We start from the raw sequence: 20,523 nt of genomic DNA on the forward strand, positions 1-20,523 counted from the left end.
TCAACTCAAGAAGCGCCGCGGGCGCGGCGCTTGACCAGAAAAGACCTCACCAGCCATTCGAGCAGCACCACCAGGACTATGATGGCAAGCGCAGTGAGCACGATCGGCTGAGCGATGTTCCGTGCCAGCTGCTCGCCGGCAAAGAACGCAGAGTGAAGAAAATCGAGCCCGACGGGGTTGAGCGCGACGATGACTCCGAGCAATAGCGATATCCATGGCCAGCGGGTCCGGACATGCAAGGTTGCCCCCTCTGCCGCCGCTTCAGACCATCATCATGACGGGGTTTTCGATCAGCTGCTTGAACGCGCCGATCAGCTCGGCGCCGAGCGCGCCGTCGATGGCGCGGTGATCGCAGGACAAGGTCACGCTCATCATGTGCGCGATCTCGACCTTGCCGCCGCGCACCACGGGACGCTCCTCGCTGGTGCCAACCGCAAGGATCGTGGCATGAGGCGGATTGATCACCGCAGTGAAGTGGCTGATGCCGTACATGCCGAGGTTGGAAACGGCCGTGGTGCCGCCCTGGTATTCCTCCGGCTTGAGCTTGCGCGAGCGGGCGCGCGCGGCAAAATCCTTCATCTCGTTGGAGATGGTCGAGAGCGTCTTGGTCTCCGCTTTCCGGATGATCGGCGTGATCAGACCGCCGGGCATCGCGACGGCGACGCCGACGTCGGAATGGTGGTGCTTGACCATGCCGCTTTCGGTCCAGCTGACGTTGCAGTTCGGGATCTTCTGCAGCGCCACCGCCATCGCCTTGATGACGAAATCGTTGACCGAGATCTTGTAGAGCGGCTTCTTCTCCTTGTCCTTCGGCGCGGCGGCGTTGATCTCCTCGCGGGCAGTGAGCAGCTTGCCGATGTCGCAGTCGATGGTGAGGTAGAAGTGCGGGACGTTCTGGATCGATGCGGTCAGGCGCTGGGCGATGGTGCGGCGCATGCCGTCATGCGGGACGATGTCGTAGGAGCCGGGCTCGAACAGCGACAGGATCTGCTTGTCCGACATGGTCGGCGCGATCGCAGGCGCGCCTGACGGTGCCGCGGCGGGCGCTTTCAGACCCTTGCCGGACTTGGCCTGCTCGACGTCGCGGGCGACCACGCGGCCGTGCGGGCCGGTGCCCGTGACCATGCCGACATCGATGCCGGCTTCCTTGGCGAGACGCCGCGCCAGCGGTGACGAGAACACGCGGCCGCCATGGCCATTGGCCTGCGCGGCGGGACCGGCAGCCTGCGGCGCGGGTGCTGCCACGGGCGGCGTCTTGGGTGCGGCCGGTGCAGGCGCGGGAGCCGGCGCAGCGGCGGAAGGCTCAGCTGGCTTCTCTGCTTTCGGAGGCGCGGCCGAAGCGCTGGGCTTGGCGCTCCCTGCCGCCTTCACGTCCTCGCCCTCGCCGGCAAGCACGGCGATCACGTCGTTCACCGGAACGTCCTGCGTCCCCTCCGGCACCAGGATCTTGGCGATCGTGCCCTCGTCGATCGCCTCGACCTCCATGGTCGCCTTGTCGGTCTCGATCTCGGCGATGACGTCGCCGGATTTGACCTTGTCGCCTTCCTTCTTCAGCCACTTGGCGAGGTTGCCCTTCTCCATCGTCGGCGACAGAGCGGGCATCAGGATGTTGATGGGCATGCTGACCTCACGAAGAACTTCTCAAAAACGTCGTCCTCGATGTGAAGACGAACAGACCAGGTTTAGTTGCCGATGTCGCCCTGCCACAGGCGCTCATTGGTTGGGATGGAACGCCAATTCTTCATCATGGTGATGGAGCGGTCGTCGGCAAGGTCGATCCACGGAATCCCGAACTTGTCGAGAATGTCCTTGGAGCCTTTGAAGGTGACGGATTCCCCGATCACCACCAGCTTGACCTTGAACAGCGCGAGCGCGCCGGCGCACATCGAGCAAGGCGACAGCGTGGTGTACATGACGGTGTCGTGGAACGAGATCGCGCCGGCCTCGCGCAGGCAGCTCATCTCGCCATGCAGGATCGGATTGTTCTCCTGCACGCGGTTGTTGTGGCCGCGGGCGATGATCTTGTTGTCGCGCGTCAGCACCGCGCCGATCGGCAAGCCGCCCTGCGCGATCGAGGCTTCCGCCTCGCGGATCGCCTCCAGCATGAAATCGTAATGATGGGCTTCGATCGCCATGGTCAGTGCCCCTTGCCACGTGGCGTGGTGGTGCCCGTGTCGGTGGGACGCTCGATCTCGGCCTGGAACATGTCGAGGATCCGGTTCAGCGCGTCCTCCTCGGTATATTCGCTCTCGCGCGCATAGGCGCGCGCGGCATGACGGGCGAGATCGACGAGCAGGAGGCCCCACATGTCCGGCTCCTCGAAGGCGCGCTGGAACGCCATCGACAGCCCACCGTCCAGGACGAACACGCGCAGGATCTCGACCGCGTCGTCGCGGGTCATGACGTCTGGCGGCAGTGGCTGCTCCTTGGGGCCTGCCATGGTCTACCTGTAGCAGACGGCTTTAGCGGCCTCGACGACGTCCGCCGCCGAGGGCAGCGCGAGCTTCTCCAGGTTCGCGGCATAGGGCATCGGCACGTCCTTGCCAGACACGCGCGTCACCGGCGCATCAAGATAGTCGAAGGCGTTCTCCATGATGCGCGCGGCGATCTCGGCGCCGACGCCGCTCTGGGCCCACCCCTCTTCCACCGTAACCGCACGTCCCGTTTTCTTCACGGAGTTGATGATGGTCTCCGTGTCCATCGGGCGCAGCGTGCGCAGGTCGATCACCTCGGCCTCGATGCCGTCCTTGGCGAGCTCGTCCGCAGCCTTCAGCGCATAGGTCATGCCGTTCGACCAGGAGATGATCGTGACGTGACTGCCGGCGCGCACGATGCGCGCCTTGCCGATCGGGATGATGAAGTCGTCGAGCTTCGGGACTTCGCCAGTGTGGCCGTACAGCACCTCGTTCTCGAGGAAGATCACCGGGTTGGGATCGCGGATCGCAGCCTTGAGCAGGCCCTTGGCGTCCGCGGCGGAATACGGCGCGACCACCTTGAGGCCCGGGACGTGCGAATACCACGCCGAATAGTCCTGGCTGTGCTGGGCGGCAACGCGCGCGGCCGCACCGTTCGGACCGCGGAACACGATCGAGCAGCCCATCTGGCCACCGGACATGTAGAGCGTCTTGGCCGCGGAGTTGATGATCTGGTCGATCGCCTGCATGGCGAAGTTGAAGGTCATGAACTCGACGATCGGCTTGAGACCGGTCATCGCGGCACCGACGCCGACGCCCGCGAAGCCGTGCTCGGTGATCGGCGTGTCGATCACGCGCTTGGCACCGAACTCCTGGAGCAGGCCCTGGGTCACCTTGTAGGCGCCCTGATATTCGGCAACTTCTTCGCCCATCACGAACACGTCCGCGTCGCGGCGCATCTCTTCGGCCATGGCATCGCGCAGCGCTTCGCGGATGGTCTGCGTCACCATTTCGGTGCCGGCGGGGACTTCCGGATCGGGCTCGGCGACGGCCTGGGGAGCAGGCGCGGCTTTCGGCGCGGGCGCCTCGGCCTTTGCTGCGGCCGGCGGCGCGGACTCCGCAGCCTTCGCCGCCGCTGCGGGTGCCTTGGCGAGATCAGCCGCGCTCTCACCGTCGGCGAGAATGGTCGCGATCGGGGTGTTCACCGCGACGTCAGCGGTGCCCTCGGGGATCAGGATCTTGCCGAGCGTGCCCTCGTCGGTCGCCTCGACCTCCATGGTCGCTTTGTCGGTCTCGATCTCGGCGATGACGTCGCCGGACTTGATCGTCTCGCCCTCTTTCTTCAGCCATTTGGCGATGTTGCCCTTCTCCATCGTGGGCGACAACGCGGGCATCAGCACTTGAATTGGCATATCTTCTCCAAAGAAAGCTTGCGCGCGTTCAGCGGTACACGTCGGTCCAGAGCTCGGCGGCATCCGGCTCGGGATCATGCTGGGCGAAATCGGCGGAGGCGTTGACGATGTCGCGCACTTCGGCGTCGATCGCCTTGAGATCGGCCTCGCTGACCTTGGCAGCGAGCAGCCGATTGCGAACCTGCTCGATCGGATCCTGGTCGTGGCGAACCTTCTCGACCTCCTCGCGTGTGCGATATTTTGCGGGATCGGACATCGAGTGGCCGCGATAGCGGTAGGTCTGCATCTCCAGGATGAAAGGACCCTTGCCGCCACGGCACCAGGCCGCCGCCTCCTCGCCCGCCGCCTTCACGGCGCGGACGTCCATGCCGTCGACCTGCTTGCCCGGGATGTTGAAGGACGCACCGCGCTTGGAAAAATCCTGCTGTGCCGAGGCGCGCGAGACCGAGGTGCCCATGGCGTAGCGGTTGTTCTCGATGACGTAGATCACCGGCAGCTTCCAGAGCTCCGCCATGTTGAAGCTCTCATAGACCTGGCCCTGATTGGCCGCGCCGTCGCCGAAATAGGTGACGCTGACATTGTCGTTGCCGCGATAGTGGTTGGCAAAGGCGAGGCCGGTGCCGAGCGAGACCTGGGCGCCGACGATGCCGTGACCGCCGTAGAAGTGCTTCTCCTTGCTAAACATGTGCATGGAGCCGCCCTTGCCCTTGGAATAACCGCCGCGACGTCCCGTCAGCTCGGCCATGACACCGTTGGCATCCATGCCGGTCGCGAGCATGTGACCGTGGTCGCGATAGCCGGTGATGACCTGATCGCCCTCTTTGAGGGCCATCTGCATGCCGACCACCACGGCCTCCTGGCCGATATAGAGGTGGCAGAAGCCGCCGATGGCACCCATGCCGTAGAGCTGGCCTGCCTTTTCCTCGAAGCGCCGGATCAGGAGCATGTCGCGGAGCGCCTTGAGTTCCTGCTCCTTCGTGAATTCCGGGGGCGAACCGCCGTCGGTCTTGTCCTGTGGAGCGCTTGCGGCGGCTTTCTTGGGTGCGGCCATGGGAATTCCGGGTCAGAGAAAACTTTCGCCCTCTCTAACCCAAGTCAAACGCCCTTGGAAAGCACCGCGGCGGCATGGCGCGACTTTCATTATGCCGCACTGCAACGTGATCGAAATATTGCAAAATCTTTGGCGCTGATCGGGCAACAAATCTATGAGCGCCATCGCGCGCGCAGATTCGTGACCGGATCAAGAACAGTGCACGACGCCAATCCCGACATGCGGAGCGGACGGCGCCGAAGCGGCGCCGCCCTCTCCGATCCGATCAGAAGAAGCCGAGCTTCTTCGGGCTGTAGCTGACCAGGAGGTTCTTGGTCTGCTGGTAATGATCGAGCATCATCTTGTGGGTCTCGCGCCCGACGCCCGACTGCTTGTAGCCGCCGAACGCCGCATGGGCGGGATAGGCATGGTAGCAATTGGTCCAGACCCGGCCGGCCTGGATCTCCCGGCCGAAGCGGTAGCAGCGATTGGCGTCGCGGCTCCAAACGCCGGCACCCAGGCCGTAGAGCGTGTCGTTGGCGATCGCGAGCGCCTCTTCGTCGGTCTTGAAGGTCGTGACCGAGACGACGGGGCCGAAAATCTCCTCCTGGAAGATTCGCATCTTGTTGTGGCCCTCGAACACGGTCGGCTGGACGTAGAAGCCGCCGGTGAGATCGCCGCCGAGATCGGCGCGTCCGCCGCCGGCCAGCACCTTGGCGCCCTCCTGCTTGCCGATGTCGATATAGGAGAGGATCTTGCTGAGTTGCTCGCTGGAGGCCTGCGCGCCGATCATGGTGGTGGGATCGCGCGGATCGCCCTGCTTGATCGCAGCGACGCGCTTGAGCGCCCGCTCCATGAAGCGGTCATAGATGTCGGCGTGGACCAGCGCCCGGCTCGGACAGGTGCAGACCTCGCCCTGGTTCAGCGCGAACATGACGAATCCCTCGATCGCCTTGTCGAAGAAATCGTCGTCCTCGGCGGTGACGTCCTTGAAGAAGATGTTGGGCGACTTGCCGCCGAGCTCTAGCGTGACCGGAATAAGATTCTGGCTGGCATATTGCATGATCAGCCGGCCCGTCGTGGTCTCGCCGGTGAAGGCGATCTTGGCAATGCGCGGGCTCGACGCCAGCGGCTTGCCGGCCTCGAGGCCAAAGCCGTTGACGATGTTGAGCACGCCTGCCGGCAGCAGGTCGGCGATGACCTCGGCGAAGACCATGATCGAGGCCGGGGTCTGCTCGGCGGGCTTGAGCACCACGCAATTGCCGGCGGCCAGCGCCGGCGCGAGCTTCCAGCAGGCCATCAGAAGCGGGAAGTTCCAGGGAATGATCTGGCCGACCACGCCGAGCGGCTCGTGGAAATGATAGGCGATGGTGTCGTGGTCGATCTCGCCGATCGAGCCTTCCTGGGCGCGGACGACACCGGCGAAATAGCGGAAATGGTCGATCGCGAGCGGCAGGTCGGCGGCGCGCGTCTCGCGGATCGGCTTGCCGTTGTCCCAGGTCTCGGCAATCGCGAGGCGCTCGAGGTTCTCTTCCATGCGGTCGGCGATCCGGTTCAGGACCGCGGCGCGCTCGGCGACGCTGGTGCGGCCCCAGGCGGACTTGGCGGCATGCGCCGCGTCGAGCGCTGCCTCGATGTCCTGCGCGTCGGACCGCGCGATCTTGCAGACGACCTGGCCAGTCAGGGGCGAGGCATTGTCGAAATATTTCCCGGAGATCGGCGCGACGAACTTGCCGCCGATGAAATTGTCGTAGCGTTCGGCAAAGGGCACTTTGGTGACGCTGAGGAATTCCACCTTGTTCATTGATCACTCCCGATGTTGCTGTTTGCGCTTGTCGTCGCCTGTTCGCGACTTGCGCCGACGATGATGCGGGAGGTGTTTTCTGTCAGCCCGGACGGACGCGATGGCGGAGCCGACCTGTCGCAGAACTGCGACAGTCGTGGACGAGGTAAGCGTGAGATGGAGCGCTCACGGCCACCCTACCGTCATTGCGAGCGCAGCGAAGCAATCCAGAGTCCCTCCGCGGAAAGATTCTGGATTGCTCGCTGCGCTCGCAATGACGGATGAGCTCAGTGGTTCAGCTCGAACCGCTTCAGCTTCCGATGGAGCGTGGCGCGGCTGACGCCGAGGGCCTTGGCGGCGGCGGAGACATTGCCGCCGGCGCGGAGCAGCGCCCGCTGCAGCACCGCGCGCTGGCCGCCGGCAAGATGATCGCGCGCGGCATCGCCGCCGAGAAGATCGGCCGCGGGCACCGGCCGCAACGCACCGCCGGGCGCGATGCCGAGCGCCAGCCGGGCGGAGCGCGTTGCGCCGATCACGAGATCGTCCGCATCGACCGCAACGAGGCCGCCGCAGCTTCCATCCGCCGCCTGTGTCAGCACGATGCGGGCATGGGCGAAGACCTTGCGAAACAGGTCGGCCTCGATCCGCCTGGCCGCCTCGCCTGCCGCGAGCGCGATCAGGCTGGCAAAGGCGTCGGTGCGGTCGGCGCGGCAGGAGGAGACGTCGAGCACGCCCGCGAGCGCCGCCTCGTGATCGTAGATCGGAACGGCGGTGCAGCTCAGAAGCGTGTTGCGCGCAAAGAAGTGCTGGTCGCGATCGATCGTCAGCGGACGCTGCTCGACGAGACAGGTGCCGATACCGTTGGTGCCCTCGTGCTCCTCGCTCCAGAGTGCACCGGTCCAAAGGCCCCAGGACTGAAACGTCGCATCGTCCGCCACCGTGCCCCGGCGATCGACCGGCACGCCCTCGCGATCGGCGAGCAGCACGCAGCAGCCCGCAGCGCCGACAGCCTGATAAAGCCGGTCCATGGCGCCCTGGGCGGCCGCCAGAAGCGGCGCGATGCGCTCGCGCGCCTGCTGCAGCTCGGCCTCGGTCAGCCGCATCGGCGCGGCGTGGCCGCCGGGATCGAGATGGTGCAATCGGGAGGAACGGCGCCACGAGGCCACGAGCGCGGACCGGGCCGCCTGGCCTGACGCGATGGCGGCCTCGACGCGGGCCGCGTGATGCCGGGGCATTGTCCCATTCATCACAGTTTCCTCCGGATATCGATTGTAGGACGCGCCGGTGCTCCCCGGTTGATCTGCGTCAACTTCAGCGCGCGCCAGCAAAGGCATGAGCCCGCCGCGGCGCCGCCGTCAAGGGAACCGCCCGGTTCCAGGGTTACGACCTTCGCAGGAGGAGGCAAAGGTGCGGCGGTCGGATGTCAGCAGCGACTTTCGCTTTCCGCTTCGAAAGCTGCGGTTGCCGCTAGTTCGCCGGGATCATTCGAACGAGATCGCGCGGATGGACATAGTCGAGCTGGAAGCGCGCCCGCTCGTCCAGCATGTCCGGGTCGATCTTCTCGGACCGCAGCAGCGACACCCGTTGTTCACTTCTGGCGCGCTCGCGCTTGAGCTGAGCCAGCTCGCTCGTCAGCGCGATGATCTCCTGGTCGAGCTCCTGGCGGGCGTTGAGACCGTATTTGCCGGTGTAGGCGTTGACGCCGAAATAGCCGACGATCGCCGCCGCCATCGCATAGAGGGCAAGACCGGTCAGGATCGATTTCAGGCGCGCGCGGGAGACCATCTTCGGAAGATGGGACAGGTTGGTTAAGGGAGTGCTAATTGCCAGAACGAGGCACTATTCCCACGACGCGTCATGGCCGGGCTTGTCCCGGCCATCCACGTGCTTTGCCGGCGATAACGAAGAACGTGGATGCCCGGGACAAGCCCGGGCATGACGGAGCGTCGGCTTGGCCGGAAGCTCAGCCCTGATTCTTCGCCACATGCGCGGCGAAGGCGTCGATGTATTGCTGCAGCACCGTCTTGAGGGAGTCCTTGGTCAGGTTGCCGTCCGCATCGAAGGCATCGCCGACGCTACTGAGATAGATTTCCGGCTGCTGAAGGACCGGACCGGAAATGCCCGGCAGGATGTTCTGCAGATGCTTGGCCGCGCTGACGCCGCCGAGCAGCCCAGGCGAGTTGGAGATGATGCCGACCGGCTTGCCGAGGAACGAGCTCTTGCCGTAGGGGCGCGAGGCGACGTCGATGGCATTCTTCAGAACGCCCGGGATCGAGCGGTTGTATTCGGGCGTGACGAACAGGACGCCATTCGACGTCTTGAGCTTCTCGCGGAAGGCGAGCCAGTCCGCGGGCGGCGCGCCCTCTAGGTCCTGGTTGAAGAACGAGATGCCCGCCGGCGTGATCACCTCGAGCTTGAGCGAGGCAGGCGCAAGCTTGGCGAGCGCATTGGCGATCTTGAGCGAGAAGCTGTCCTTGCGCAGGCTGCCAGCGATCGTGACGATGTTGTAGGCCATTGGGTGTCCTTGAAGGCTCGAGCGGAAATGCCGGGACGGCACTTAAGCCATCCGGGTCAATAGATGCAAGTGCATGAACCGGTCCGATTTGGAAACGCTGCGTTTCTGGAAATGGGTGCGCGCGCGCTTCATCCGGCCAAGATCAACAGCAATCAGGCCGCCAAGCGGCGGCCTGATGTCCGTCGGTAACGGTCCGAAGCGATCACTTGTTCGGGTTGATCAGGAATTTTTCGCCGGTGGCCCGCTTGGCGTAGACTGCGATATTGGCGGGATCGAGCGCCTCGGCGAGCGACACCACCTTGGTGTAATGGCTGGCAAAGGTGGTTTTGAGCTCGGATGCCACGCGCTGGCGCAGGCGGCCGATCTCGGCCGGGCCGATGTTTTGAAGGAATGGCGTGAGCAGCCAGCCGCCGACGCCCCAGCTGAGCCCGAACGAGCGGTTCAGCTCCGTCGGCCGCGTGTCGAGGCTGCCATAGATGTAGACCTGCTTGTACACGTTGGAGCCGTAGCGGCTGTATTCCTTCGCGGTCTTGTTGGCTGCGATCTCCATCGCGGTCAGGATCTGGCTCGCCAGCTTGCCGCCGCCGATAGCGTCGAAGGCGATGGTGGCGCCGGTCTCGACCAGCGCGTTGGTCAGATCGTCCATGAAGCTGGGCGCGCTGGAATCCACGACGTACTTTGCGCCGATCTTGTGCAGGATGTCGGCCTGCTCCTTGTTCCTGACGATGTTGACGAGGCCGATGCCGTCCTTGATGCAGATCTTGTTGAGCATCTGACCGAGATTGGAGGCGGCGGCCGTGTGCACGAGCGCCTTGTGGTTCTCCCGCCGCATCGTCTCGGTCATGCCGAGTGCGGTCAGCGGATTGACGAACCAGGAGGCGCCGTCCGCCGCCGTGGTGCCCGGCGGCAGCTCCATGACGTCGCGGACCTTCAGCACGCGGTACTGCGTGTACATCGCGCCGCCGATCATCGACACCGTCTTGCCTATCAGGGCCTTGGCCGCATCCGACGATCCGGTCCGTATCACCGTGCCGGCGCCCTCGTTGCCGACCGGCAGCGACTGATCGAATCTCGCCGCCATCATCCGCATCGCCGCCTCCGGCATCGTGGCGGTGATGACCGGCATCTCCTTGCTGCCGGAGACCTTGGCGGCCGACATGTCGGCGGGACCGATCAGGAGCCCGAGGTCGGACGAGTTGATCGGGGTGGCCTCGACGCGAACCACGACCTCATCGTCGGCCGGCTCCGGGGTCGGGACCGTCACGAGAGACAATTCCAGCTCGCCACTCTTCTTCAGCAGCGAACGCAATTCCAGTCCGGTCTTGCCGTCACTCATGTCGATCCTCCCCTGTCCTTCTGTTCGCGCGGATCGAGACGCCGGCTTACGCCAGCGCCTTCAGTGCCGCCTTGCCGCCATAGAGCGCCTGCTTGCCGAGCTGCTGCTCGATGCGCAGGAGCTGGTTGTATTTGGCGGTCCGGTCGGACCTTGCAAGGGAGCCGGTCTTGATCTGACCGCAATTGGTGGCGACCGCGAGGTCGGCGATGGTGGAATCCTCGGTCTCGCCGGAGCGGTGCGACATCACCGAGGTGTAGCCGGCCTTGTGCGCCATCTCGACCGCGGCGAGCGTCTCGGTCAGCGTGCCGATCTGGTTGACCTTGATCAGGATCGAGTTGGCGCGGCCGGTCTTGATGCCTTCGGCAAGGCGCTTGACGTTGGTGACGAACAGGTCGTCGCCGACCAGCTGGCACTTCTTGCCGATCAGGTCGGTGAGCTCCTTCCAGCCGTCCATGTCGTCTTCCGACATGCCGTCCTCGATGGTCACGATCGGATAGCGCGCGACGAGGTCGGCAAGATACTTCGCCTGCTCGGCGATCGAGCGGGTCTTGCCCTCGCCTTCATAGACGTATTTGCCGTCCTTGAAGAACTCGGTCGAGGCGCAGTCGAGGCCGAGCATGATGTCGGTGCCCGCCTTGAAGCCGGCCTTGCCGATCGCGTTCATGACGAAGTCGAGCGCGGCGTCCGCCGACGGCAGGTTCGGAGCGAAACCGCCCTCGTCGCCGACATTGGTGTTGTGGCCGGCCTTCTTCAGTTCGGACTTCAGCGTATGGAAGACTTCCGCGCCGTAGCGCAGGCCCTCGGCAAAGCTCGAGGCGCCGACCGGCAGGATCATGAATTCCTGGAAGTCGATCGGGTTGTCGGCGTGCACGCCGCCATTGATGATGTTCATCATCGGCACCGGCAGCAGGCGCGCGGAGGTGCCGCCGACGTAGCGATAGAGCGGCATGTCGAGCGAATTCGCGGCCGCCTTGGCGCAGGCCAGCGAGACGCCGAGGATGGCGTTGGCGCCGAGCCGGCTCTTGTTCGGCGTGCCGTCGAGGTCGATCATGATCTGGTCGATCTGGGCCTGCTGCTCGACATCGAGGCCGCTCAGGGCCTCGAAGATCTCGCCATTGACGGCGCCGACCGCCTTGGTCACGCCCTTGCCGAGATAGCGGGCCTTGTCGCCGTCGCGCAGTTCCACGGCCTCATGGGCGCCGGTGGAGGCGCCGGACGGAACCGCGGCGCGGCCGAGCGCCCCGTCCTCCAGCACGACATCGACCTCGACGGTGGGATTGCCCCGGCTATCGAGAATTTCGCGGCCGATGATGTCGATGATGGCGGTCATGATGTCCACTTCCGTTCGTTGGGGCTGATCGGTGCCGCGGGTCTTACACGGGCCGCAAGCAAATGTGAACGCTTGGACGCACGGCTCCGACTGACGCGAAAGGCGCCTCAGAATATGCTCGACCACGTCTGGTCCGCGTGCCCAACCTCAATCTCAAACAGTCGGGGTAACGCCATGAATCGCCGCCAATTTCTTGCTTCGAGTGCCGCGCTGCTTGCCGCCCGCCCAGGTTTTGCGCAGGAAGCCCCGTTCCGGACGAGATACTACCCGATCAGCCCAGGCATCGGCCTGCACGATCTCACGCCCGCCCCTGACGGCACGATCTGGTTCACGGCGCAGGGCAAGGGCCTGCTCGGCAGCCTCGATCCACGCGATGGCCGTTTCAAGACGGTCAGCCTCGGCCAGGGCGCGGCCCCACACGGCGTGACCATCGGGCCCGACGGTGCGCCCTGGATCACCGAGGGCGGCCAGAACGCGATTGCGCGGGTCGACCCTGCCGATCTCAAGGTGACGCTGTTCCGCCTGCCGGAAAAGTTCGCCTCCGCCAATCTCAACACCGGCGTGTTCGACAGGGAGGGCACCTACTGGTTCACTGGCCAGTCCGGCTATTACGGCCGGCTGTCTCCGAAGACCGGCGAGATGAATGTGTTCAAGGCGCCGAAGGGGGTCGGTCCCTACGGCATCACGGTCACACCCATGGGCGATGTCTGGTACGCCTCCCTCGGCGGCAGCCATATCGCGAAGATCGACCGCGCGGGCGGCAATGCGACCGTGGTCGAACCGCCGACCCCGAACCAGGGTTCACGGCGCGTCTGGTCGGATTCGAGGGGCCGGATCTGGGTCAGCGAGTGGAACAGCGGCCACGTCTCGGTGCATGATCCCGCGGACGGCTCGTGGAAGACCTGGAAGCTGCCAGGCGAACGTCCCCGCGCCTATGCCGTTTATGTCGACGACAAGGACAAGGTCTGGCTGACCGATTTCTCCGCCAACGCCATCGTGCGCTTCGATCCCGCCACCGAGAAGTTCAACGTCTTCGCCAGCGACAAGGCCAACGCCAATGTCCGCCAGCTCGACGGGCGGCCGGGCGAGCTTTGGGGCTGCGAGTCCGGCAACGACCGCATCGTCATGATCCAGACAATCGCCGCCGGTTGACGACGAGCCCGTTTGCGTCCATCCCGGCATCCTCTGGAGCGCGATCTTATCGCGCTCCTATTGCTTAATTGAGCATGATCTTTCGGAAACCCGGTGCCCACTTTTCCGGATCATGCTCCACAGGATGTTGACGACGATGGCGAAAAAGTCCCTCCAGCTCGGCCGCGCGGTCGAATGGCCGCACACGCCGGAAGAGGCCCAACTCGACCGCGTGCCCAATCCGCAGAAAGGCACGGATTATCTGGTGCGCTTCACCGTGCCGGAATTCACCTCGCTCTGCCCGGTTACGGGCCAGCCGGATTTCGCGCATCTGATGATCGACTACGCGCCAGGCGCTTGGCTGCTGGAATCGAAATCGCTCAAGCTCTACATCGCCAGCTTCCGCAATCACGGCGCATTCCACGAGGACTGCACCGTCATGATCGGCAAGCGCATCGCCAGCGAGATCAAGCCGAAATGGCTGCGCATCGGCGGCTATTGGTATCCGCGCGGCGGCATCCCGATCGACGTGTTCTGGCAGACCGGCCGCGTGCCGAAGGGCCTGTGGGTGCCGGAGCAAGGCGTGGCGCCCTATCGCGGGCGGGGCTAGGGCATGCTCGGTCACGTGTGACCATCAAGAGAAAACGGCCTCGGTCGACAGCGACGAGGCCGCTCTCGCAGCACGGTCCTAGCTTGCCAAGCGCTGCCTCAGGCTCTGGTAGAGCGCCGTCTCGAAGTTCATATAGCCGATGAATGATGTCGGATCACCGAAGGGCAGAATCTGGGTGGCCCAGAACCCGCCGACGTTGTTCTGCCGATCGATCCAGTAGAACAGGTTGGCAAGCCCGGCCCAGCCCAGCGCGCCGGCGGGACGTCCTGTCGGGGCTTCCTCGTCGTTGACCATGAAGCTCAACGCCCAGGATTTGGATTGGCCCGGAAAGAATTCCGCATCATTGCACAGTGACGGGATGACACCCGTGATCGGCGTTACCTTCCTGTCGCCCAGATGGTTCTTTTCCGCCATCCGAACGGTTTCGGCTTTCAGCACGCGGCCGTGTTCGCCAACCCCGTCATTCAGCCACATGCGGATGAAACGCATGTAGTCGCCGACCGTGCCGTACAGGCCGTGGCCGCCCATATGGACTTCGGGCTTTGCTGGAAGCTCGAAATCCATCGGCGCCAGGGACCCGTCGGCATTCCGCGCGTGGATGCCGGCCAGTTTCTGGCGCATCGCATCGGTCAGCTCGAAGGTCATGTCCTCGATCCCGAGCGGTTCGAAGATGCGTGTCTTGAAGACTTCACCGAGTCGCTTGCCCGCGATGGCCTCGACGATCTGGCCGCACCAGTCGAGATTTGTTCCATAGTCCCAGCGCTCGCCGGGATCGAACAGCAGCGGGGTCATCAGGGAGGCCTTGGTCGCGGTGATCACGCTGGGCTGCCCCTTCTCCTGCGCCAGCCGGTTGTAGGTGTGGTTGATGAAATCGTAGCTCAGGCCCGCCGTGTGGGTCATCAGCATGCGCGTGGTGATATCGCGCTTCGGTGCACGCAGGATCGGCTCGCCCGCTGCATCGAAGCTCTCGATCACCTGCAGCTTTCCGATCTCGTTCGCGTAACGCTTCGCGGGCGCATCGAGATCGAGCTTGCCCTCCTCGACGAGTTGCAGAACGGCCGTGCCGGTAATCGCCTTGGTGGTGGAGAAAAGGGCAAAGACGCTGTCGGTGGTCATGTCCGCCGGCCGATCGAGACGGCGTTTGCCGGCTGCGCCTTCATAGATGTTGCGGCGGCGGTCCGTCACCATCGCGACAACGCCGGGCACGCGCGGCGTGGATGTGACGACGCCGTCGAGAACGGCATCTGCCGTCGCGCCAAAATTCATGATCATGATCGTCCTCCCGTGCTGGATTGTTTGATGTGGTCGATGCTCGCGTCGCGAGCGCTCATTGCATCGCGAAGCCCTCGTAACCGTTCACCGCGGCCTCGTCGCACTTCTGTCGATACGCGCCGACGCCGCCGCAGTACGACAGGACACGGCGCGGCTTGCCTTCGACGTTCGAGCCCAGGTACCAGGAATTGGTTTTCGCGATCAGCGTCGCGTTTGCGATCTCATCGTGATGGGCCACCCAGCTGTCCTGGGCGTCCTTTGTCGGCTCGACCACCTTCAGATCCTTGCTGCGCATGTACTTGATGCAGTCATCGATCCATTCGACCTGCTGCTGCAGGCACGTGGTCATGTTGCACAGCGCGGCGGACGGAGCGAGCGGAACGGCGGTCGTGAACAGGTTGGGATAGCCGTGAACCTGCAGGCCCATCGTGGTGCGGATGTCCCTGCCCCAGTCCTCCCTCAGCGATCGGCCGTCGCGGCCCCTGATATCGATGCGCGTCAAGGCACCGGTGCCGGCGTCGAAGCCGGTTGCTAGGATAATGACATCCAGCTCATGGACCGTACCGTCAGCGGTCTGAATACCAGTGGGCGTGACGCGATCGATCGGATTGCTCTTGACGCTGACGATCTCGACGTTGGGGCGATGGAAGGCCTCGAGGAAGTTCTGCTCGAGCGGCACACGGTGCGTTCCGAAGCCATAATCGGCAGGAATCAACGCATCGCACAGTTTCGGATCCTCGAGCCGCTCGCGCATCTTCCCGCGCACGAATTCGGAGATCTCGGCATTGACCTCCGGGTCGAAGAACAGCTCGGCGAACGAGGATATCCATAGCTTCAGGGAACCGTCATTCCAGCAATCCTCGATCACCGCGCGGCGGCGCTCCGGCGTGAGGTCTGCCCAGGCGTGCTCGAAATCGTATTCAAAGCCGGTGAATGTGCGCGGCAGGCGTTCGGTGAGTGACTTGAATCTCGACTTGTAGTCCTCGACCTCCGCGGCCCCAAATTTCGGATTCTTCATCGGGATGATGTATTGCGGCGTGCGGATGAACACCTTGAGATGGCCGACATCGCCGGCGATCGTCTGGATGACCTGGATGCCGGTCGCACCGTTGCCGATGACTCCGACGCGCTTGCCTGCGAGGTCGACAGGTTGCTCCGGCCAGCGCGCCGTATGGAACAACCGTCCCTTGAAAGTCTCCTGCCCCGGAAACGACACGTAGGGAGCCGACAGCATGCCGCAGCAGGTGACCAGAAACTGGGTGTCGATCACGTCGCCCCGGTCGGTCGTGACCAGCCAGCGCTGCGTGGCCTCGTTGAAGTGCGCGCTCTTGACCGTCGTACTGAACTGGATGTCCTTGCGCAGATCGAGACGGTCGGCGACGTAGTTCATCCAGCGCTCGATTTCGGGCTGGCCCGGAAACTTCTCGCTCCAGCTCCAATCCTTGTAGAGCTCCTCGGAGAAAAGATACTGATAGATGTAGGCCTCGGAGTCGAAGCGTGCGCCGGGATATCGATTCCAATACCACGTGCCGCCTACGCCTGACGCGGCGTCGATCCCCCTGACGCTCAATCCCTGCTCGCGCAGACGATAGAGTTGATAGAGCCCGGCGACGCCGGCTCCGACAACCACGGCATCGAACCTCGCTGGTCCATGCGAACCGTTGCTTCCATTGGATTTGGTCAGGGCTTCCGCCATTTTTTCCTCCTCGGTGATTTTTGAGTGCGCACGACCTTCCCCATCCGTCATGCGATCGGGGGTGGTGCAGCGCGTCATTGTTGATCCCGTCAGTACGGGACGGGGAAAAGTTATGAGTATTCCGCCGGCTGGAGCTTGAACAAATCGGACAATTCTTTGAACGAAGCCGGACGTCCGTTGCCGGTTCTGCAGTTCGGCAACGCGGCTCGCTTGGCAAATGGCAAAACCGGCTTATGCTCGTCTCCGCCGTTCGGCCAATGAGAAGCAGAAGCGGTCAACCGCGCCTTAGAATCAGGGAAGGAGTCGCGCGCGATGGGCCAATTAATCACGGTTGAGGAGCTCCCCCGCTACGCTCCCGGCCAATTGATGCTGGACAGTTCCGCCGTGGGCAAGGCTGACTTTCGGTTGCGCGTCTTCCGCTATGCGCCGTCCGACATCTGGGTGCCGCCGTCCGAGAATTTCCTGATCGTCGTCTATCGCGAAGGCACCACGTCAATGAACCGCCGTGTGACCGGCGCGTGGAAGCAGGATCACGTCGGACGCGGTGTCACAACCCTGCTGACACGTGCGGAGCCTTCGAACTGGCGCTGGAGCAATGACCTCGAAGTCAGCCATTTCTACATCTCGCCGAGCCTGATGACGAAGACCGCGAGCGAGGCATTCGACCGCGAGTCAGAAGGCGTCGAACTCCACGATCTGCTCAGGATCGAAGATCCGGTGCTGACCTGGATCGGCGACCGGATGGTGCAGGAAGTGTCCGAAGGCGGCCCGGGCGGCCGGCTCTGCTACGATGCGCTGGCACTTCAGGCGAGCGTGCACATCTTGCGAAAATACGCCTCGGTTGAATTCAAGCTGCCCTGCTCGCAGGGGCGCTTCAGGCCAGCGCATGCAAGGCTGATCGAGGACTATGTCGAACAGAACATCTCCAGGAACATCACGCTCGAGGAGCTAGCCAACATCTGCAACTGCTCGCCGGTGCAGTTCGCGCGCAAGTTCCAGGTGCACTATGGCATGCGGCCGCATGCCTATGTCCTGAGCCGCAAGGTGGAGCGCGCCCGCCAACATCTGCGCAAGGATCGGCTCGCCCTGAAGGAAATTGCCCTCTTGAGCGGATTTTCCGATCAAAGCCATCTCAATCGGATTTTCCGCAGACACATGAACGTCACGCCGGCTGAGTATCGCAAGAGCTGCGCGAGCTAGCCTCCTCCGCCCAGTGTGACGTGGACGAAGTGAGACAGCCCCCACCCGTGTTCCGCGCAAGGTGCAGCGCGAAACGCTGCGCCCCGCACAGCCGGGACCGAGCGCCACGAATTCCGGACCCCGGATCAGCAACGCACCACGCCGCAAGTGCGGCGCGCTGCGTCGCATCAGAGGAACGAAAAATAATGTCTCGGTATAGTCAGTAGGCGCTCAGCAAATCCACCTTGGCATTCGCCAGCACCAGCCGCCGCGCCAGGATGGCGGCAAGATTGCGCATGATCTTCAACGACGTTTCCGGGTGCAGCCGGCGGTAATCGGCAAAGCTGTCGAGCGGCAGTTCGAGGCAGGTGACGGGCGTGTCGGCGAAAGACGTCGGCGCTGCGGCTGTGCTCCAGGATCGCCATCTCGCCGAATTCCATGCGGAACCATGCGAGGCGAGCCGCACGTCGCTCCGCAGCTCGCGTGGTGGGCGGGGACGTCCCGCCCACCCGCTTTTTCATTCGCGTCAGGTGATCGCAATCGGACAGCCATTGCTGCCGGTAGCGCCTTTGATCGGCGACGGCGTGAAGCAGTAGACGAACTGGTACTTCCTGTCGGCAATCAACTCGTCGAAGATCAGGTTCTCGTGGTTGAGAATGCCGTGCTTGGTCTGCAATTCGGCGTGAACCACGAAGGCGAGCGACTTGTCGGGGTTGGGCACCACTTCGACCGCCCAGGTGTCGGCCGCAGTCAGCGCGAGATCCTTCTCGATGATCCACCTCGCGGCATCGAGGCCGATCCCAGGCTCGCCGCTATTGTAGCGATCATTGTTCTTCATCCACAGGGAGCCCCAGCCGGTGTGGAACATGATCGCATCGCCTGGCTTGATGTCGCTCTCGGCGATGTTTTGCTTCGCCAGCGCCGCCTTGATATCGGCCGAGGTGATCTCCTGGCCGGCGTCCATCATGCCGCCCTTCAGCGCGACCATATCGATCAGGTGGGCGCGTGTGAACAGCGGTTTGAGCTTCTCGGCGCCAAGCTTCTTCAGGCCGTAGGCGTCGCTGATCTCAGCGGCGGTGAAGCCGTTGTAGAAGCGCATCTCGCTCTTGTCGCCATCCTTGCCCAATTGGATACCGATATGGCCGAGTCCGTCGAATTGGGTGCCGGTCTGGCCGATTTCGGTGGCGAGAAACTCGTCGTGATAGACGAGCTTGTTGTCGCCGAACGGGCCGCCAGTCGGCCCGCCGGGAATGCGCAACGAGAATGCGCGGGCGCCGAACAACGGCATGCCTTGTTCGTATACGCGGCCGATCTTGTAAATCTTGCCATCCTTGATCCACTTCACCGCATCGAGAACCTTCGCCGGCGTGATGTGGTTCGACGCGCCAGCCTCGTCGTCCTTGCCCCATTTCGAGGGCCACCAAGGTCTGTCCACGCCCTTTGGCATCGCCGGGGTTTGGGCCTGGGCCGCGGTAATCGGTGCAAGTGAGAACTTGCCGTGCATCGCACCTGCGAATGCCGCGCCAGCCGCACCAGCAAGACCCGCCGTGCGGAGCAAGGTCCGCCGATCGGTCGCGGCACCGCCCTTCTCTTCGTCGCCTTTGGTGTCGTCCATCGCTTCCTCCCGGGTTGTGCCCGCTGAGATCGGGCTTAAGATCCTGTTTTCGGAATGCTCGTCCTCCATTAGGCTGTTGTCCAGCGACAAAAATAAGACCAGGGTTGAGGACGCCGATGAGCCTGTTCGAGAGCGACAAATCCGCCGAGCGGATTCCGGTGTCACTGATCACCGGCTTTCTTGGCAGCGGCAAGACGACACTGCTCAACCGCCTGCTGCGCCATGACGCGATGAAGGACAGCGCCGTCGTCATCAATGAATATGGCGAGGTCAGCCTCGACCACCTCCTCGTGGAACGCGTGGACGGCGAGGTCGCCGTGCTCGCGAGCGGTTGTATTTGCTGCACTATTCGCAGCGATCTGGAAGAGACCCTGCGCGCGCTGCTGGTGCGCCGCGATCGTGGCGAGGTACCGCCGTTCCGCAGGATTTTGGTCGAGACAACGGGGTTGGCTGACCCCGCTCCCATCGCTCAGCTGCTGCTGAACAACCCCTTGGTGTCGCATTTCCTTCGGCTAGACACCGTGGTGACCACCGTCGACGCGGTCAATGCAGCGCGGCAGCTCGACCGCCAATACGAGGCGGTGAAGCAGGTCGCGCTCGCTGACCGGCTGCTGATCACCAAGCGCGATTTGGTCAACGATACTGACGCACTGGACTTGCGGCTTCGTCGGCTCAATCCCAGCGCCAGGATCGAGAACGTGGCGCATGGCGAGGTCGATCCGGCTCAACTGTTCGGCGCCGCCCTCATTGACCCCGAAAAGAAGACAGCCGATATCGAGCGCTGGCTCAACGAGCAGGCGTTCGCCGACGTCGCCAAGGCTGCACATGAGAGCGGCCACCATCATGATGACGGTCATGCCCATCACGAGCATCATAGCCACGATGCCTCGATCCTTAACTTCATGATCGCATTCGACGATCCCCTTGACTGGATGGCCGTATCGCGCTGGCTCGCGCATCTGCGCGCCACCCGGGGCGAGGACCTCTTGCGGGTCAAGGGCATCTTGAATCTTCGCGATGAAGAGACGCCGGTCGCGGTTCATGGCGTCCACCACGTCTTCCATCCGCCGGTGGCGCTTGCAAAATGGCCCCATGCTGCCGACCGCCGTTCGCGCATCGTGTTCATCACCCGTGGCATTACGCGTCACGAGGTGCTTGACCTCTGGCAGGAGGCCTACGCGAGCGCCTGAGCGCCACAAG

20 protein-coding genes are annotated in these 20,523 nt (G+C 63.8%); 4 read left to right on the forward strand and 16 right to left on the reverse strand.

The features are described 5' to 3' along the window. Nucleotides 1-5: 5 nt before the first annotated feature. The 12 genes from I6F12_RS17195 to eno form a co-directional block, all read right to left on the reverse strand. Nucleotides 6-212 carry a hypothetical protein gene (locus I6F12_RS17195; RefSeq protein WP_225124159.1) on the reverse strand — a complete coding sequence of 69 codons (207 nt, stop codon included), beginning with the start codon at nucleotides 210-212 and terminating at the stop codon, nucleotides 6-8. Nucleotides 213-261: 49 nt separating this feature from the next. After that, nucleotides 262-1,620, reverse strand: a complete 1,359-nt coding sequence (locus tag I6F12_RS17200; protein ID WP_225156885.1) for a pyruvate dehydrogenase complex dihydrolipoamide acetyltransferase — start codon at nucleotides 1,618-1,620, stop codon at nucleotides 262-264. Between the two features lie 62 nt (nucleotides 1,621-1,682). Next, a complete protein-coding gene (locus I6F12_RS17205; protein ID WP_225156886.1) occupies nucleotides 1,683-2,135 on the reverse strand; it encodes a nucleoside deaminase in 453 nt (150 codons plus the stop codon). Between the two features lie 2 nt (nucleotides 2,136-2,137). After that, entirely contained in the window at nucleotides 2,138-2,440 is a 303-nt protein-coding gene (locus I6F12_RS17210; RefSeq protein WP_008547332.1) for a DUF5076 domain-containing protein, read from the reverse strand. A gap of 3 nt (nucleotides 2,441-2,443) precedes the next feature. Then, entirely contained in the window at nucleotides 2,444-3,826 is a 1,383-nt protein-coding gene (locus I6F12_RS17215) for a pyruvate dehydrogenase complex E1 component subunit beta (RefSeq protein WP_225156887.1), read from the reverse strand. A 28-nt stretch (nucleotides 3,827-3,854) separates the two neighbouring features. Next, nucleotides 3,855-4,877, reverse strand: a complete 1,023-nt coding sequence (gene pdhA / locus I6F12_RS17220) for a pyruvate dehydrogenase (acetyl-transferring) E1 component subunit alpha (RefSeq protein WP_036025165.1) — start codon at nucleotides 4,875-4,877, stop codon at nucleotides 3,855-3,857. A 265-nt stretch (nucleotides 4,878-5,142) separates the two neighbouring features. Beyond that, the gene (gene adh / locus I6F12_RS17225) at nucleotides 5,143-6,660 is read right to left on the reverse strand and encodes an aldehyde dehydrogenase (RefSeq protein ID WP_036025166.1); all 1,518 of its coding nucleotides are present in this window, start codon (nucleotides 6,658-6,660) and stop codon (nucleotides 5,143-5,145) included. Between the two features lie 266 nt (nucleotides 6,661-6,926). Then, nucleotides 6,927-7,886 carry a GAF domain-containing protein gene (locus tag I6F12_RS17230; protein ID WP_036009867.1) on the reverse strand — a complete coding sequence of 320 codons (960 nt, stop codon included), beginning with the start codon at nucleotides 7,884-7,886 and terminating at the stop codon, nucleotides 6,927-6,929. A 220-nt stretch (nucleotides 7,887-8,106) separates the two neighbouring features. Continuing rightward, a complete protein-coding gene (locus tag I6F12_RS17235) occupies nucleotides 8,107-8,424 on the reverse strand; it encodes a septum formation initiator family protein (protein ID WP_025036496.1) in 318 nt (105 codons plus the stop codon). 178 nt (nucleotides 8,425-8,602) lie between these two features. Continuing rightward, the gene (locus I6F12_RS17240) at nucleotides 8,603-9,154 is read right to left on the reverse strand and encodes an NAD(P)H-dependent oxidoreductase (RefSeq protein ID WP_036009870.1); all 552 of its coding nucleotides are present in this window, start codon (nucleotides 9,152-9,154) and stop codon (nucleotides 8,603-8,605) included. Nucleotides 9,155-9,356: 202 nt separating this feature from the next. Further along, on the reverse strand, nucleotides 9,357-10,490 hold the full coding sequence (locus I6F12_RS17245; protein WP_225156888.1) for a zinc-binding dehydrogenase: 1,134 nt from the start codon (nucleotides 10,488-10,490) through the stop codon (nucleotides 9,357-9,359). Nucleotides 10,491-10,536: 46 nt separating this feature from the next. Then, nucleotides 10,537-11,820 carry a phosphopyruvate hydratase gene (eno, locus tag I6F12_RS17250; protein WP_225156889.1) on the reverse strand — a complete coding sequence of 428 codons (1,284 nt, stop codon included), beginning with the start codon at nucleotides 11,818-11,820 and terminating at the stop codon, nucleotides 10,537-10,539. 174 nt (nucleotides 11,821-11,994) lie between these two features. On the opposite strand from eno, the gene I6F12_RS17255 reads away from it, so the two are divergent. Both I6F12_RS17255 and queF read left to right on the forward strand, forming a co-directional pair. After that, complete coding sequence (locus I6F12_RS17255; RefSeq protein WP_225156890.1) at nucleotides 11,995-12,972, forward strand: lyase; 978 nt, start codon at nucleotides 11,995-11,997, stop codon at nucleotides 12,970-12,972. Nucleotides 12,973-13,084: 112 nt separating this feature from the next. Beyond that, nucleotides 13,085-13,561, forward strand: a complete 477-nt coding sequence (gene queF / locus I6F12_RS17260; RefSeq protein ID WP_225140008.1) for a preQ(1) synthase — start codon at nucleotides 13,085-13,087, stop codon at nucleotides 13,559-13,561. 78 nt (nucleotides 13,562-13,639) lie between these two features. Here queF and I6F12_RS17265 read toward each other — a convergent pair whose 3' ends face one another. Beyond that, complete coding sequence (locus tag I6F12_RS17265) at nucleotides 13,640-14,833, reverse strand: serine hydrolase domain-containing protein (RefSeq protein WP_225156891.1); 1,194 nt, start codon at nucleotides 14,831-14,833, stop codon at nucleotides 13,640-13,642. A gap of 55 nt (nucleotides 14,834-14,888) precedes the next feature. Then, nucleotides 14,889-16,529 carry an NAD(P)/FAD-dependent oxidoreductase gene (locus I6F12_RS17270; RefSeq protein WP_225156892.1) on the reverse strand — a complete coding sequence of 547 codons (1,641 nt, stop codon included), beginning with the start codon at nucleotides 16,527-16,529 and terminating at the stop codon, nucleotides 14,889-14,891. 312 nt (nucleotides 16,530-16,841) lie between these two features. Here I6F12_RS17270 and I6F12_RS17275 point away from each other — a divergent pair, with 312 nt between their 5' ends. Next, the gene (locus I6F12_RS17275; RefSeq protein WP_225156893.1) at nucleotides 16,842-17,729 is read left to right on the forward strand and encodes an AraC family transcriptional regulator; all 888 of its coding nucleotides are present in this window, start codon (nucleotides 16,842-16,844) and stop codon (nucleotides 17,727-17,729) included. A 199-nt stretch (nucleotides 17,730-17,928) separates the two neighbouring features. On the opposite strand, the gene I6F12_RS17280 is transcribed toward I6F12_RS17275, so the two are convergent. Both I6F12_RS17280 and I6F12_RS17285 read right to left on the reverse strand, forming a co-directional pair. Next, the gene (locus I6F12_RS17280; protein ID WP_225156894.1) at nucleotides 17,929-18,174 is read right to left on the reverse strand and encodes a hypothetical protein; all 246 of its coding nucleotides are present in this window, start codon (nucleotides 18,172-18,174) and stop codon (nucleotides 17,929-17,931) included. 60 nt (nucleotides 18,175-18,234) lie between these two features. Next, nucleotides 18,235-19,323, reverse strand: a complete 1,089-nt coding sequence (locus tag I6F12_RS17285; RefSeq protein WP_225156895.1) for a cyclase family protein — start codon at nucleotides 19,321-19,323, stop codon at nucleotides 18,235-18,237. Between the two features lie 116 nt (nucleotides 19,324-19,439). On the opposite strand from I6F12_RS17285, the gene I6F12_RS17290 reads away from it, so the two are divergent. Beyond that, entirely contained in the window at nucleotides 19,440-20,513 is a 1,074-nt protein-coding gene (locus tag I6F12_RS17290; protein WP_050995938.1) for a GTP-binding protein, read from the forward strand. Nucleotides 20,514-20,523 lie beyond the last annotated feature (10 nt).

The sequence above is a fragment of the Bradyrhizobium sp. IC4059 genome (genome assembly GCF_020193615.1).
GTDB classification, from domain to species: domain Bacteria; phylum Pseudomonadota; class Alphaproteobacteria; order Rhizobiales; family Xanthobacteraceae; genus Bradyrhizobium; species Bradyrhizobium yuanmingense.